The organism is Pseudoalteromonas sp. NCIMB 1079 (genome assembly GCF_040567695.1).
Classification (GTDB): domain Bacteria; phylum Pseudomonadota; class Gammaproteobacteria; order Enterobacterales; family Alteromonadaceae; genus Pseudoalteromonas; species Pseudoalteromonas distincta.
In genome coordinates, this window is the sequence record NZ_JBEWZA010000001.1 from 475,491 (window position 1) to 490,735 (window position 15,245).

Consider the following 15,245-nt stretch of genomic DNA (forward strand, 5'->3'; position numbering starts at 1 on the left):
AACGCAGTAATTAATTGGATACCCCTATGACAGAAAAAACAAAATTAGTACGCATCGCAACGCGCAAAAGCGCTCTAGCACTTTGGCAGGCCGAATTTGTAAAAGCAGAGCTTGAGCGTTTTCATGCAGATGTGCGCGTAGAATTAGTCCCAATGTCGACACAAGGGGATATAATTTTAGATACGCCATTGGCCAAAATTGGCGGTAAAGGCTTATTTGTTAAAGAACTAGAGCAAGCCATGCTAGATGGCCGAGCTGACATTGCCGTACATTCTATGAAAGATGTGCCAGTAGAGTTTCCTCAAGGGCTAGCACTGCATACTATTTGTGAGCGTGAGGATCCACGCGATGCGTTTGTATCAAACAATTTTGCAAATTTAAGTGCCCTACCACAAGGCTCTATTGTTGGTACTTCGAGCCTACGCCGCCAGTGCCAAATTAAGGCACTTCGCCCTGATTTAGATATTCGTGATTTACGCGGCAATGTAAATACGCGTTTAGGTAAATTAGATGACGGCCAATATGATGCTATTATTTTAGCGGCTGCAGGGCTTATTCGTTTAGAAATGGAGTCGCGTATTGCTGACTACATTGAGCCAGAAGTGTCATTACCAGCAAATGGTCAAGGCGCTGTAGGTATTGAATGTCGTATTGATGATGAAGTAACCAAAGCATTACTTGCACCACTTGAGCATACACAAACACGTATTCGCGTAAACGCAGAGCGTTCGATGAATCGCTATTTAGAAGGTGGTTGCCAAGTTCCTATTGGTGCTTATGCATTGGTTGATGGCGAACAAGTGCATTTACGTGGTTTAGTTGGTGCTGTTGATGGCAGCGAAATTTTACGTGACGAAGTAACAGGCCATGTAAATGACGCAGAAAAACTAGGTATTGAGCTTGCTAAAAAATTACTAGCTCAAGGTGCAGACAAAATATTAGCTGAAGTTTATAGAGACGCATAAATGACACATATTCTGATAACTCGGCCCGAAGGAAAAGGCGCAGCCCTTGCACAGCAACTTGAGCAAGCGGGTTATCAGGCGTCTTTATTTCCGGTATTAAAAATAACGCATTTAACACCCTCCAGCACTGAGCTTAGTTCGCTATTAAATGCAGATAAAATAATATTTATCTCGCAAGATGCAGTCAGTGCACTTTCGCAATTGAAACCAGATATAAATACCAAAGCGCAGTTTTATGCGGTTGGACAACAAACAGCCGGTGTTATATATGAGCAATTTGGTGTGCGCGCAGCAGTACCAAAGCAGTATGATTCAGAAGGGTTACTTGCGCTTAAATCACTCGCCGAGGTGGATGGCTGTAATATAGTATTAGTTAAGGGCCAAGGTGGCCGCCCTGAGTTAGCTAAAACGCTCAAAGAGCGCGGTGCTTTTTTAAATAATTGTGTTGTGTACAAACGTGAACCGACAGAGAGTATCACCTCTAACTGGACAGACCACTGGAAAAGCCAGAATGTACACGGTATAGTCATAACAAGTAATGCAGCAGTTGATGCTATATTTAAAAGCCTTACTGCACACCAACTACAATGGTTACAACAGTGCCGATTTTATGTTGCTAGCGAGCGTATAGCCGCTTATTTAAAGCTGCAACAGGTAAGTTCGGCTAATATACACATTGCAGCAGGGGCTAGCGATAATGCTATGTTTACCTGCATAAATCAGCAAGGTAGCAACATGAGCGAACAGTCAAAGCCAGTAACGGCAGAAAAAGCCACACCAACAATAGCTAACACGACCTCTGCTAAATCAACTAAGCAAGAGCCTACAGCTACAAAAAATACGGCAGACAAAAGTAAACAAAAAATAAGTAAGGTTGCAGTACTTGCGCTTCTTATTTCGTTAATTGTGGCCTCTGGTGTTGGATACGAGTTTTATCAAAAATTAAATGCTGGTAAGGCGCAAAACCTAGCCGTTAATGAGTTAAGCGAGCAAAATAAGTTACTCACCCAGGAGCTGCAAGCACTTAAATCGGCGCAATCTAATTTGCAACAAGCGCTGTTTAATAGTGAGGAAAAAGTTGCCGCAGCCCTAAATGAAAGTGCAGTTCAAAATCAGCAAGAATTGAAAGCCGCTTTGCAAAAGGCGCAGCAACAAGGCTCATCTTTAAACCCACAAGAAGTAACCAGCTTACAACGTATGGCTGAGTTTAAACTATGGGCTGAAAAAGATTACCAAGGCGCTAGTGCTGTTTTAAAACGCTTAGATGGGTTACTTAGTGAGCACCCAGGAACAGTTGAAGTTCGCCAAGCTATTATGCAAGACATACAAACACTTGATAGCCTTAAACCTGTTGCAACAGAGGCTATTTATTTACAGCTAAACAGTGTACTAAGCAGTATTGATGACTTAGTTTTTAATGCAGTTAATTTACCAGAAGAAGCAGCTACAATAGATGAAAATGCTTTAAGTGGTGACGTGAGTGATTGGCAGCAAAACTTGAGTAATAGCTGGAATAAAATTGTGGATAGCTTTATTACTATTCGCCAGCATGAAGGTGTTTCCATTGAGCCATTACTGACGGATCAAGAGCGCCATTTAATAAATCAACGAATCAAGCTTAATATAACTCAGGCACAAGATGCACTTATGAGTAAGCAGGCGAGTATTTTCTTTAGCGCCTTAAGTGAAGCAAAACGCTTAGTTGGTGAGTATTTCAAGCAAGACGATGATACAACTAAAACGGTCCTTAAAGCGTTGTCTAAACTCGAAAAAGAGCAGCTTAACTTTAATCCAAAAGTAACCTTAAACAGTACACAAAAGGTTAAGGAGTGGGCGCAATGATAGGGCTAATTATTTTAATTGTAGCTATTGTTGTTGTACTAGCGGTTACTCCATTTGTTCTAGATGAAAAAGGTTATGTACTTATTTCATTTAACAATACGACGATAGAAGGCACGATAGTATCGTTTTGTATAATGGCAGTCATTACCGCTGTTGTTTTATATTTAACATATAAGTTAATTCGTTATTTATTATCGATTTATCATAATACTAAGCATGGCTTTTTTGCACGTAGCCAAGAGCGCAAACAAGCAGCTATTGAGCAGGCTCTTTGGAGTACTATTAATGATGATTACGAGCACGTAGAACAGGCTTTATCGGGTAATAGCGTACCAGATAAGTTTGAAGATATTCGCTTAGCATTACTTGCAAAAGCAGCGCTTGCTAATAATCAAACAGATAAAGCACTTGAGCGTTTATTTGAAATAAGCCCAGAGCATCAATTAAAAGTAGCAAAGCTATGGTTGGCAAGTGGCGACAGTAGCGCGATTGAATCACAAATGCGTATTAGCGCAGAAGCTAAAAAAGCCACCGCACTTGAGTTAAAACTTTATGCAGAAGTATTAGTACAGCAACAACACTTTAGTGCGCTGGAAGACTTTTTGCCGCGTTTACTGCGCAAAAAAGTACTTACTGATGCACAGTGGACGCAGTTATTTAGTGCTTATTTTAATGCGTTAGATGCAGACAAGCTGAGTGAAAAATATAAACAGCTACCGAAAAAGCTGCAAGCTCATGCCCACACCGCATATTTAATGCAAATGGCGCAAGCAGGTCAATTGGCTGTTATTGAAAGTGACTTAATTAAGATGGTTAAGCACAATGAGCAACACTTAGAGCTTGCCAATATATTAAGTAAAGCAACAGCAGCCGATGCAGCTAAGTTGCAAATAAGCATTCAAGAACGGCTTAAGAAGGATGATTCAAATAATTCACTATTACTTGCGCTAGCTTGCCTTGCTAATGCTAAGGGTGATTATGACTTAGCAGCTAGAATTTTTGATAAAGCACTGAATAGTGAAAATAAAAAACAGTTCTCTGAACAAGCTGTGTTGAGTTATAAAAATAGTGCACAGGCAGAAAAGGCGCTCGTTTTATATCAATAAATGACTACACTATAACTACTTAGCATTTTTTGTAGTTCAGGAGCACAAGCTTTGAGAAAGTTTTTAATATTAACCCTTAGCTTGGCTTGTGCTTACTTCTTTACAGGATACTTTAGCAACTCACTTCTTTCTGTAGATGGCTATGCGGTCGCCTCCTGGCCGCCCTCAGGAATTGCTTTAGCCAGCTTTTTAATTTGGGGACGTAAGTCATTTATTGGCCTTATTATTGGGGCTTTTTGTACTAACTTAATTCACCTTGAACACACCGTAGATATTTTTCATTTTATTGTGCTTTTACAAGCTATAGGCATTACTTTAGCCTCTGTTTTACAGGCTTGGATTGGCCGACAAATTATAGTGAATGTTATAAAAGCGCCGTTGGATTTATCCTCTTTAAAACACAGTGTTCAAAGCTTAATAGTAGCGGGGCCAATATGTTGTGTTATTGCTGCAGGTGTAGGAACAAGTTTATTAGCATTGAATAATGTGATTCCGACCAATGCTATTTTTGATAACTTTATAGCATGGTGGATTGGCGACAGTATTGGCGTACTTATATTTACACCTTTAGTACTCGCCGCTTTTAATTACACACAAGTACGCCACCGTATGTTGGTAATTTTACCCTCGCTATTAATTTACATACTGATCAGCGTTAGTTTTTATGGCGCTGCTAGTGTTAAAAAAGAAAAAGATATTCAAAAGCAAGAAGCCAAAATACTTTCTGTGCAAAATGCTATAAGCCAAAAGCTCGATGGTATTACTGCTCATTTAGGCTTATTAGCTACGTTTTTTGCTAGTAGTAGTGACGTGGATTTTAAAGAGTTTAAACAATTTACTTCAAAGCAGTTGGACTACAGCCAAGAAATTCTAGCTTTTGAATGGATACCTTATATACCAGCAAATAAACTCGCAGATTTTGAGACACATGAAAATCCAGCCACAGGCAAACCTCTATATATAAAAGAAAAGTCACTAGATGGAGCTTGGCAACCTGCAGGTACGCGTAGTAATTACTTTCCAGTAAAGTACGTATATCCCTTAAAAGGTAATGAAGATGTTTTAGGGTTTGATTTAGCTTCTAGTAAAGTAAGAGGTGCAGCGCTTAGCAAAGCGAAAGAGCTTAATGAACTTGCACTAAGTGAGCCAATTAATTTGGTCCAAAATACAGCCGAACACGGTGTGCTTTTTTTATATCCTGTTTTTGGAGAGTCCTCTACCGAAGATGATTTTCAAGGCTTTGTGGCAGCGATTGTCAGCCTGAAACGCTTATCGCAAACACTATTATTTGATCACAACAACTCAATTTCAGCTAGTTTTTTTGACACAACGATACCAGGGAAAAAGCAGGCAATTTATATTGCAGATACCGCTAATTCGCAAGCGCTATTTAAAGAATATCAATTGTTGATTGGCAAACGTATGTGGCAGGTTGAGTTATATGAGCCAATAGTTAGAACGTCTTGGTTAGTATATTGGCTTGCACAAATAGTAGGTATGTTGTTTGTGTGGTTACTGATTACATTTTTGATTTCAGTTACTGGTACAAACATACAAATTCGCGAACAAGTGGCTAAGCAAACGCATACATTACGCAAAGAAAAACAAAAAGCAGATGAAGCGAGTCATATAAAGGGGCAGTTTTTAGCAAATATGAGCCACGAAGTCCGTACCCCTATTAACGGTATAAAAGGGCTGCATTATTTAGCGCTCCAGCAAAATGATTGGCAACAAGCTAGAAGTTACATAGAGCAAGCAGATGGGGCACTGGGTGTTTTACTGAGGGTATTAAACGATGTGCTCGACTTTTCAAAAATGGAAGCAGGCAAGCTAGACTTAATGCAAGAGCCTATTAATGTAGCGAGTTTAGCGGATGAAATGCTTAATTTACTTCAATTTGAGGCTGATATTAAATCAATAAAGTTAAGTCTCGATTTTGATAAAACATCAAATTTGGTCATCAATACCGATCCAATCCGCTTAAAACAAGTGCTGCTGAACCTGCTCAATAATGCGGTTAAATTTACAGGGGAAGGTGAAATCACTCTGAAAATTTGGCAGTCGAAAAAAATGACTTATTTTAGTATTAACGATACGGGTATTGGTATAAGTAGCGAAGCACAAAAACAATTGTTTAAACCGTTTGCGCAAGCTGATAGCTCAACCTCACGCCAATATGGTGGTACCGGCTTAGGATTAAGTATTTGCAGAAAACTAGTTGAGTTAATGGGTGGTGCAATTGATTTAGTTAGTTATGAAGGTAAAGGCTCTACATTTACATTTAGTTTGCCGCTAATATCGCCTTTACCAAAGGCAGAGCAAATTCAGCAGCAATACAACGAAATAGACGTAAGTACATTATCATTTACAGGCTATAAATTACTTTTAGTAGAAGATAATCCACTTAATCAGCATGTTGCTAATGCTATTTTAAAAACGAAAGGCTGTATTGCCGACATTGCTAACGATGGTTTTGAGGCCATAGAAAAGCTAGCCGAAAATAGCTACGACATTGTTCTTATGGATATTCAAATGCCAAAAATGGATGGACTCAAAGCAACAAAAGTAATTCGTCGTGATTTAGAGTTAATTGATTTACCCATAATAGGGCTATCGGCGAACGCCCATGACGAGGACGTTAATAAGGCACTAGCCTGTGGAATGAATGGTTATATTACCAAACCTATTGATGCAAATACGCTTTTTAAAACTCTTTGGCATCACTTATCAGGAAAATAAGCTGTATCATTTTTTTGCACAAAAAGCAGACATATGACCGCTAAAACTTACCGCAAATCATATAGACTTGAAAAATAACTGTATCTGCGTATCATGCGCGCAAATTTAACTAAACTGGGTTGCTATTATGATCAATAGAAAATTACCTTTGCTAGATATTCACCGCCATTTAGACGGTAATGTACGTGCGCAAACCATATTAGAACTTGGTCGACAGTTTAATATAGAGCTACCTGCAGATAACGTTGAAGCATTAATCCCTCATGTTCAAGTTATTGATCCTGAACCAAACCTCATGGCTTTTTTACAAAAGTTAGATTGGGGAGTTACTGTGCTTGGCGACTACGATGCGTGTAGACGTATCGCAATTGAAAACATTGAAGATGCACAAGCACAAGGTCTTGATTATGTGGAGCTTCGATTTAGCCCTTACTACATGGCACAAAGCCAAGGTTTACACCCAGAAGGCGTTGTAGAGGCAGTTGTTGATGGTATTAAATCAGCAACAAAAGGTGCAAATATAAAAGCTAACTTGATTGGTATTTTATCGCGTACTTATGGCGTAAAAACGTGTCAAAAAGAGCTTGATGCATTACTCGCATTTAAAAATGATTTAGTTGCTGTTGATTTAGCCGGTGACGAAATTGGCTTCCCGGGTGAGTTATTTGTAGAGCACTTTAAACAAGTACGAAATGCGTATTTAGCTTCGACTGTCCATGCTGGAGAAGCACTTGGTGCTCCAAGTATTTGGCAAGCAATTAATGAGTTGGGTGCGAGCAGAATAGGGCATGGCGTTAAAGCAATTGAAGATCCAAAACTAATGGATTATTTACGCGATAACCGTATTGGTATTGAGTCATGCTTAACAAGTAATATTCAAACCAGTACAGTAAACGATTTAACTAAGCACCCACTTAAACAGTTTTTAGATCATGGTATTTTAGCGTGTATTAATACTGATGATCCTGCGGTTGAAGGTATTGAAATTGAGTATGAATATACCGTTGCTGCACCTAAAGCTGGCTTATCTCAAGCTGATATGGAAAAAGCTCAAAAAAATGCGTTAGAAATAGCATTTTTAAGCGATGGCGATAAAAAAGAACTTTTAGCACTCGTTAGCGCACGTTAATTTAAGAGCATTAAAAATGCCGCTTTATATAAGCGGCATTTTTGTATCTGCAATTTAGTGTGTTTGGCAGCTTATGTAATTATCGTAAAGCGCTTTAAGTACGTCTGCTCGGCTGATCATACCGATTACTTTAACACCCTCTACAACAGGGTAGTTTTTTGGTTTACCAGGCTGCATCTGCTGTGCAAGCTCAATAATGTTGGTATCGCCGCTAACGGTCACTACCTCTGTTTGCATAAGCTGCGATACTTTAACCATCCCATCACAAAAATAACTGCTTTGCGTAAGTGGTTTTAACAGCTCTTGCTCTGATATAAATCCAACTAAGCATTTATCTTTATCAAATACTGGTGCGCCAAGTAGTTTAAATTTTTGTAATTCTGCTATGGCTGTCGTCATTTCTGTATCTGGTGTGATATTTGGCAACTTGCGTTGCATAAAATCTTTTACTTTTGTATTTAGCATTTGGGTCTCTCCCGCTGATGTTCTATACAAAGTATGGTTTATAGATAGGGATTTAGGAAATTGTTTATATTGATGGAGTTGATAGGTTTTAACTATTAAATATTTGTTGTTATAAAAATAAAGGCACCGATTAGGTGCCTTTATTTATAACTGAAAGTAAATTTCAATTATTTGATAAATGCGAATGCATCTGCGTACATGTTTTCACGAATTGCACCATGAGTAATAAAGTCATCACGGACAATACCTATCATGTCAAAACGACCTGCCATATAAATATCGTATGGTTCTAGTGACACAATATCTTGCATTACTGCTTTGTGTACATAGCCAGTGTGTCCTTGCCAATTAGCAGATGGATTTTCTACTACAGGAATAAACTTAAAGTTCTCATGGCTATCTGCCCATGCTTGCATTTCTGTGTGTGCGTATAAAGCAGATTCTTCTTTTACGCCCCAGTAAAACAATACAGGACGGTCGCATTTTATTTCAGCTAAATGATCAGCCATTGATTTTGCGTATGAAAAACCAGTACCACCGGCAAGTAAAATAATAGGGCGCTCACATTGCAGGCGCAACTGTGAAATACCCAGGCCAGCTTCAATGTCTACTAACTGCCCTGTGGTATGGGCGTTTCGTAAATGCTCTAACGATTGCATTGCATACGAATCGGCACCTGAGGCGCCAATATGCAGTTCTATTGCATCGCACTGTGAAGGGCGACTAGCTATAGAAAAAGCACGTTTGTCTTTTTCGCCTAATACGAGTTGCATGTATTGGCCAGCTTCAAAGGTCACCGGTTGTTGTGGCTTTAAAATTACTTTATGAACAAATTCTGTAAGTGGGCTGATAGCTACAACTTCAGCTTTTAATGTTTGCATTTTTTACCTTTTAGCAGCGCTTGTAACAGCAGATACGCAATCGAATAGCTCGATTCTAGCATATCTGCAGGGTTATTTTATAGCCTGATATGTACTTACATATAAACACTTAAACAATATTAAGGCTTTCCCAAATATCATCTACGCGGTCTTTGGTGTCTTTATCCATAACAATAGGCTCGCCCCATTCGCGGGTGGTTTCGCCAGGCCATTTATTGGTAGCATCCATTCCCATTTTTGAACCAAGACCTGAGACTGGTGATGCAAAATCGAGATAATCAATAGGTGTGTTTTCTATTAATGTTGTATCACGCGCCGGATCCATTCGGGTTGTTATAGCCCAAATAACATCTTCCCAATCGCGGGCGTTAACATCGTCATCGCAGACGATTACAAATTTGGTGTACATAAACTGACGTAAGAACGACCAAACTCCCATCATCACGCGCTTAGCATGGCCTGGATATTGTTTTTTCATTGTTACAATCGCCATACGATATGAGCACCCTTCAGGCGGAAGGTAAAAGTCGACAATTTCAGGGAATTGCTTTTGTAGTATCGGCACAAACACTTCATTAAGTGCCACACCTAAAATAGCAGGCTCATCAGGCGGACGGCCAGTAAATGTGCTGTGATAAATAGGATCTTTACGATGCGTTAAGTGAGTAACCGTCATTACTGGAAAGTCATCGACTTCATTATAGTAACCGGTATGGTCACCATAAGGGCCTTCTGGCGCCATTTCACCAGGCATTATGTAACCTTCAAGTACTATTTCTGCACTGGCAGGGACTTGTAGGTCATTTGAAATAGATTTTACAACTTCGGTTCTGCTGCCACGTAATAAGCCAGCGAATGCATATTCGCTTAGAGTGTCAGGTACAGGCGTTACGGCACCTAATATAGTGGCAGGATCGGCACCTAATGCTACCGATACAGGGTAGGGTTGCCCTGGGTTTTCTTTACACCATTCTTGAAAATCAAGCGCGCCACCACGATGTGACAACCAGCGCATAATTATTTTATTTTTGCCTAATAATTGTTGGCGATAAATACCTAAATTTTGGCGCTTTTTATAAGGCCCTTTGGTAACTGTAAGGCCCCAAGTAATTAATGGTGCTGCATCACCTGGCCAGCAATGTTGAATAGGTAATTTAGTTAAATCTACATCATCACCTTCTAAAACTACTTGTTGGCAAGGCGCTTTTTTAACTTCTTTTGCAGGCATATTAAGCACTTGCTTAAAAATAGGTATAGCGCCTAGAGCTTCTTTAATACCCTTTGGTGGATCAGGTTCTTTTAAAAAAGCGAGTAGCTTGCCCACTTCGCGAAGCTCGCTAACATCTGTTTGGCCCATGCCCATTGCTACGCGTTTTGGTGTACCAAATAAGTTGGTAAGCACCGGCATATCGTAGCCTTTTGGGTTTTCAAATAATAACGCAGGGCCTTTTGCACGTAAGGTGCGATCAGATATTTCGGTCATTTCAAGATACGGGTCGATTTCTTGGGTGATACGTTTAAGTTCGCCTTTTTTTTCAAGCAAATCGATAAAATCACGTAGATCTTTATATTTCATTGTGGGCCGCTATTAAGCAAAAGAGTTAAAGTATTATACCCATTTCATGCAAGGCAAGTCATTACTTGCACTTAAAACTTAAAGCGCTCTACGGCACTCGTTAAAGAGTGTGCAAGTTGGTTTACGTCTTCACTTTCGCTTGCTAGGGTTGTCGCGTTTTGGGCATTCAAGGTTGCTTGCTCTGTTACCTTTGCCATTATTTGTTGAATGTCGCCACTGTTAGTCAATTGCTCATGTGATGCATGAGCAATTTGCTCACTCATCTGATTAACAGACAACAATGTGCTTTTAATACGCTCTACGGCTTTATTTAGTTCAGTGCTGTTTTTAACACATTGCTTGGCTTGGTGTTGGCCATCAGTAATGTGTTCTTGAGTTGTTTTAGTGTGTTGTTGCAATGTTTGGATCATGGTGTTTATTTCGCTAGTCGAGGTTTGTGTTCGTGCAGCTAAAGATCGAACCTCATCAGCAACTACAGCAAACCCGCGTCCGTTTTCACCCGCTCGCGCTGCTTCAATTGCAGCATTAAGTGCAAGTAAGTTAGTCTGCTCGGCAATGCTACTAATTGTTTCAACAATGGCTTCAATAAGCTGAGTGTACTGTGCGAGCTCTTCTGTGCTGCCTACTGCTTTATCAAGACGCTGCAATAAAGTTTCTATACTTAGACTATTTTGATTAGCAATCTCGTTTACATCATTTGCAAATTGCGATGCGTTTGTTATTTCACTTGATGTTTTATCTGCTTGTTCATAAACCGCTTGTGAGTTGATTAGCATATTTTGTGCAAGCGATGTTGCCTGCGCGCTTCGCTCTAACTGCTGTTGTGCAACAACCGTCATTTGCTGACCTTTTTCACTGGTTTTAATAGCGCTGCTGTCTAGTTCGTGGGCGTCGCTACTAATTGCACCAATTAGGTTAGTAAGGTCTTCACTGAGTTTATTTATGTTATTTAGCAAAGTACCAAACTCATCTTTACTACGTGGGTGGCTTCGCTTTGATAAATCACCTGAGGCGATTCGGGCTAAATCGCGGTTTACTTTTTTAAGCGGTTTTAGCATTGCGCGAGTTGTAAAAATAGAGATAGCGATAATCAATATAATTAAAACAATCGTAATAATTACTACAGAACTAATCCCTGTATTTATGGCGGCCTTTGCATTAGTTTGTAAGGCATTAAAGCGCTCATCAGCCAATTTATTAAGTTCAATAAGCTGACCTTCTGTTGTTATAAATTGCTGTTGAAAGTGTTCAAAATTTTGAGCTGCAGCAATAGTACTTTTGAGTACTTTATTTTGTTGGGCATAAACTCCTGTATCGTTGTTAAGTAACTCTCTTAATTGATTAAACTTAGCCGTTAAATTTTTAGCATTAAACGCATTATTAAAAGGTAGCGCTTGTTGCTCTAAATAGGTGAAATTAGGTTGGATGTTATCTAGTAGAAATAGGGTATCTTGCTGATGGCTATTTAAATCATTGATACTTGTAGTTTGAGTAATGCTTTTTATATTATTACTTAAGTTAAACAATAAATCGTCTATACGGGTCGCTGTTCCAAACATAGCATTAAGTAATGCCTGCTGTTTTACAGGCACTTCTAAAAGTTCTATATCAAGTAAGTTAGAACTTAAATTGTAAAGTTGCTCGTTAAACGTTGCTGATAATTCTATGGTGGAATTTTGCGCTACAAACTTACGCTCTTTAGCGCTGAACATTGCGACACTTACTTCAGTCAGTTGCTCGAAACCTGCGTTGGTACTGGTGAGTAAATTTTGCATTGTTATTTGTTGATTTAGTTGAGTGCTTAACGAATTGAGCATATCGCTAAATTGTTGTTGCTCAACTTGCGCCTGTTTTTTATTTTGTTGAAGTAAATCAAGGTTTGCTTGGCTGTAAGCTAAGGCGTTAAATTTGGTAATAGACAGTAATGATAGCCTTAAATCTTTGCTGAACTGTTGTACCGGAACCGCTAATTTTTCGGTTCGGGTATTGTTAACGCTAATTTTGTTTAATGACCAATAAAAAAATACACTACTTGTTAGCACCAATATGCCAATGGCTGTAAAGGCTAAAATTATTTTATGTTTGATCGCAATTGAACGCATAACTTCATCACAATAATGGGTCTTTAATTATTGTAGCATTATTGTAATTTATTGGTTGTTTTTATGTTAAACCTTGGTGCACTGTCTTTTTTTACCTGCAATGATTAACATGGCTTCCTTACCCTTACCCCAAAACAGTACCTCTTCACTTATATATTTATTCCCTGAGGCACTTTTTTCGTGATTAAGTACATGCACTTTATTGTTAAAGATAAGTTCGGCTTCAGAATTATTAATAATATTGAGTTTTACGCTCTCATCATCGCATTGGTAAGCAGTACTGGTTTTTAAATCACTACATGCGGTTAAGCTTAGTAAAATAGCGATTAATGCTAAATATACTTTCATTTTTCCTCCCATCTTCTTTAAACGTTAGTTAAAACACAGGGCAAAATTTTAATCTAATGTAAGAATAACAAAGCAAAAATTAACCGTTGGTGAAAGTAGCGCTTTAAGTTATGTTTATAGCAATATTTTTTGAGCTCGGAAGCTTTATGGCAGGCACTAACCTTTTAACGTTATTAGATGATATAACCACTTTACTTGATGACATTGCGACAATGAGTAAGGTTGCAACAAAAAAAACAGCGGGTGTATTAGGCGATGACTTAGCGCTCAATGCACAGCAGGTTACAGGTGTAGCAGCAGAGCGTGAATTACCGGTTGTTTGGGCTGTGGCAAAGGGCTCATTTTTAAATAAAGCGATACTCGTACCCGCTGCTTTATTAATAAGCGTATGGCTGCCTTGGTTAATAACACCGCTTTTAATGATGGGTGGTTTGTTTTTATGTTTTGAGGGAGCTGAAAAAGTATTTGCTAAGTTTTTGCCTCATAACAGTGAGGCGGTAGACGAGGGTGAGAAATTAGATTTAGTTGAGTACGAAAAACAAAAAATAAAAGGGGCAATAAGAACCGACTTTATTCTTTCTGCCGAAATTATTGTGATTACTTTAGGTACTGTGGCTGGTGCTACATTGCTTAATCAAGCTTTAGTGCTTTGTGTTATCGCAATTATAATGACTATTGGTGTTTATGGCTTAGTGGCAGGTATTGTAAAACTGGATGATGCCGGACTTTATTTACTCAACCAATCAAAGGTAACAGCTAATAAATTTAAAGAATTACTTGGGAAAGGCTTACTCGCAGCAGCGCCTAGGTTGATGCAGTTTTTAGCATTTGCGGGCACCATCGCGATGTTTTTAGTCGGTGGCGGGATTTTAGTACATGGTGTTGAGTTACTGCATCATACTCAAGTCGATGTAACAAACTATGCCCAATCTGTTGCTGGCGGTACAGGAGAGGTATTAGCTCCTCTATTGTTTGATGGTTTGCTAGGCGTGATTGCTGGCTTAGTTGTTGTGCTTATACATGTAGGTTATACAAAGTTATTTAAAAAATAATTCCAAGCTGGCGTACTTGTTGCGCCAGCTATATTGAAATTCACTCATTCACAGTTAGCTATTTTACAAAGAGATTCCAATTCAAATTGTGCTTTAGTATTTTTTTGCTCAATGGCCTTTTTGTACCAATAAATAGCCTGCTGTTGATCCTGATCTATTCCCTGACCATCACGATACATTTGCGCTAAATTTAATTGCCCCCATTGAGAGCCCGCTTCAGCAGCTTGTTTAAAGCTATTAAATGCTTCAACAAACAAACCATCTTTAAAATAAATAATGCCTTGTTGATTGTTTTTATCGAGCTTTAAGCCTTTATATAGTGGCTTAGGTTTGGGAGGATGCATCACAAACCCACCATAAAGGATGTTGGCATAGGGGCGCAGCACGTCGTAAATAGCTTCGTCGTTGTAAAGGCGTGCTACTTCATCACGAGGGAGGGTGATTGTTTTAGTGGAAAAGTAATTGTCTTGAATTAGCTGGCTAGTACGCATTGCCAAAGTAATACTATTATTACGTTTATAGCTGTAGTTGCTTATCTGAAAGGTAATAAATTGTTCGTCAAAATTTAAAACTTGAGCAATTCTTAAATTGGTTAGGGTCCAGGGCTCGTGTGTAAATTTGTCGGCGTGTACTAAGTAGGTATCATATATTTTAGGCGCATTTAAATAGCCTTCCTTTCGAGTCTCGCTATTAAGGTGCTGTTGATAAAAAAATAAAACAATCCAAAGTAATAAAAATACACCAATAAAGTATTTAGGTAGGCTTAGTTTTTCTATTAACGGTAGTTGCGTTATTTTTACAGGTTCGCTTTTTCCGCATTGATAGCACTCGCGTTTATAGCTTAATTTTAAGGCAAGCATAGGTAAAATACTAAACCGTAAATAGCGGCTTTTATTTACTAAATGGTAGGCGTCGCTTTGACAATGAGGGCAGCGTGTTGTTTGTGCAAAATGTGGAAATGATTCACTCGTGTTGAAAAGTAACATAAAGCACGCTCCTTGTTTAATTACCTAAAGGTAAAACAAGAAGCGTGTTAGTTA

Annotated in this window: 12 protein-coding genes; 6 read left to right on the forward strand and 6 right to left on the reverse strand. The window is 38.9% G+C overall.

The features are described 5' to 3' along the window. The first annotated feature begins 26 nt into the window (after positions 1-26). From hemC to add, 5 genes are all read left to right on the forward strand, one after another. Positions 27-965 carry a hydroxymethylbilane synthase gene (gene hemC, locus ABX891_RS02205; RefSeq protein WP_024605933.1) on the forward strand — a complete coding sequence of 313 codons (939 nt, stop codon included), beginning with the start codon at positions 27-29 and terminating at the stop codon, positions 963-965. Further along, positions 966-2,807, forward strand: coding sequence for a uroporphyrinogen-III synthase (locus ABX891_RS02210; RefSeq protein ID WP_165743265.1), 1,842 nt, complete (start codon positions 966-968; stop codon positions 2,805-2,807). Next, positions 2,804-3,913, forward strand: a complete 1,110-nt coding sequence (locus tag ABX891_RS02215; protein WP_354628824.1) for a heme biosynthesis HemY N-terminal domain-containing protein — start codon at positions 2,804-2,806, stop codon at positions 3,911-3,913. The genes ABX891_RS02210 and ABX891_RS02215 overlap by 4 nt, the downstream gene beginning before the upstream one ends. Positions 3,914-3,964: 51 nt before the next feature. Further along, positions 3,965-6,652 (forward strand): CHASE domain-containing protein, encoded by a 2,688-nt coding sequence (locus tag ABX891_RS02220; protein WP_149594662.1) that lies wholly within the window; start codon positions 3,965-3,967, stop codon positions 6,650-6,652. Positions 6,653-6,779: 127 nt separating this feature from the next. Continuing rightward, entirely contained in the window at positions 6,780-7,781 is a 1,002-nt protein-coding gene (gene add / locus ABX891_RS02225) for an adenosine deaminase (protein WP_039486862.1), read from the forward strand. A 54-nt stretch (positions 7,782-7,835) separates the two neighbouring features. Here the strand turns inward: add and ABX891_RS02230 are convergent, their stop codons facing one another. The 5 genes from ABX891_RS02230 to ABX891_RS02250 all read right to left on the reverse strand — a co-directional run bounded on the left by ABX891_RS02230 (position 7,836) and on the right by ABX891_RS02250 (position 13,153). Continuing rightward, positions 7,836-8,246 carry a CBS domain-containing protein gene (locus ABX891_RS02230; protein WP_024594621.1) on the reverse strand — a complete coding sequence of 137 codons (411 nt, stop codon included), beginning with the start codon at positions 8,244-8,246 and terminating at the stop codon, positions 7,836-7,838. 167 nt (positions 8,247-8,413) lie between these two features. Further along, positions 8,414-9,127, reverse strand: coding sequence for an NAD(P)H-flavin reductase (gene fre, locus ABX891_RS02235; RefSeq protein ID WP_149594663.1), 714 nt, complete (start codon positions 9,125-9,127; stop codon positions 8,414-8,416). Between the two features lie 109 nt (positions 9,128-9,236). Then, a complete protein-coding gene (ubiD, locus tag ABX891_RS02240) occupies positions 9,237-10,703 on the reverse strand; it encodes a 4-hydroxy-3-polyprenylbenzoate decarboxylase (RefSeq protein ID WP_002960958.1) in 1,467 nt (488 codons plus the stop codon). A 71-nt stretch (positions 10,704-10,774) separates the two neighbouring features. Further along, on the reverse strand, positions 10,775-12,805 hold the full coding sequence (locus tag ABX891_RS02245) for a methyl-accepting chemotaxis protein (protein ID WP_354628825.1): 2,031 nt from the start codon (positions 12,803-12,805) through the stop codon (positions 10,775-10,777). Positions 12,806-12,871: 66 nt separating this feature from the next. Continuing rightward, on the reverse strand, positions 12,872-13,153 hold the full coding sequence (locus ABX891_RS02250; RefSeq protein ID WP_024605925.1) for an MliC family protein: 282 nt from the start codon (positions 13,151-13,153) through the stop codon (positions 12,872-12,874). Positions 13,154-13,299: 146 nt separating this feature from the next. Here ABX891_RS02250 and ABX891_RS02255 point away from each other — a divergent pair, with 146 nt between their 5' ends. Next, positions 13,300-14,205, forward strand: coding sequence for a DUF808 domain-containing protein (locus tag ABX891_RS02255; protein WP_024605924.1), 906 nt, complete (start codon positions 13,300-13,302; stop codon positions 14,203-14,205). Between the two features lie 44 nt (positions 14,206-14,249). Here the strand turns inward: ABX891_RS02255 and ABX891_RS02260 are convergent, their stop codons facing one another. Then, the gene (locus ABX891_RS02260; protein ID WP_149603356.1) at positions 14,250-15,191 is read right to left on the reverse strand and encodes a tetratricopeptide repeat protein; all 942 of its coding nucleotides are present in this window, start codon (positions 15,189-15,191) and stop codon (positions 14,250-14,252) included. Positions 15,192-15,245 lie beyond the last annotated feature (54 nt).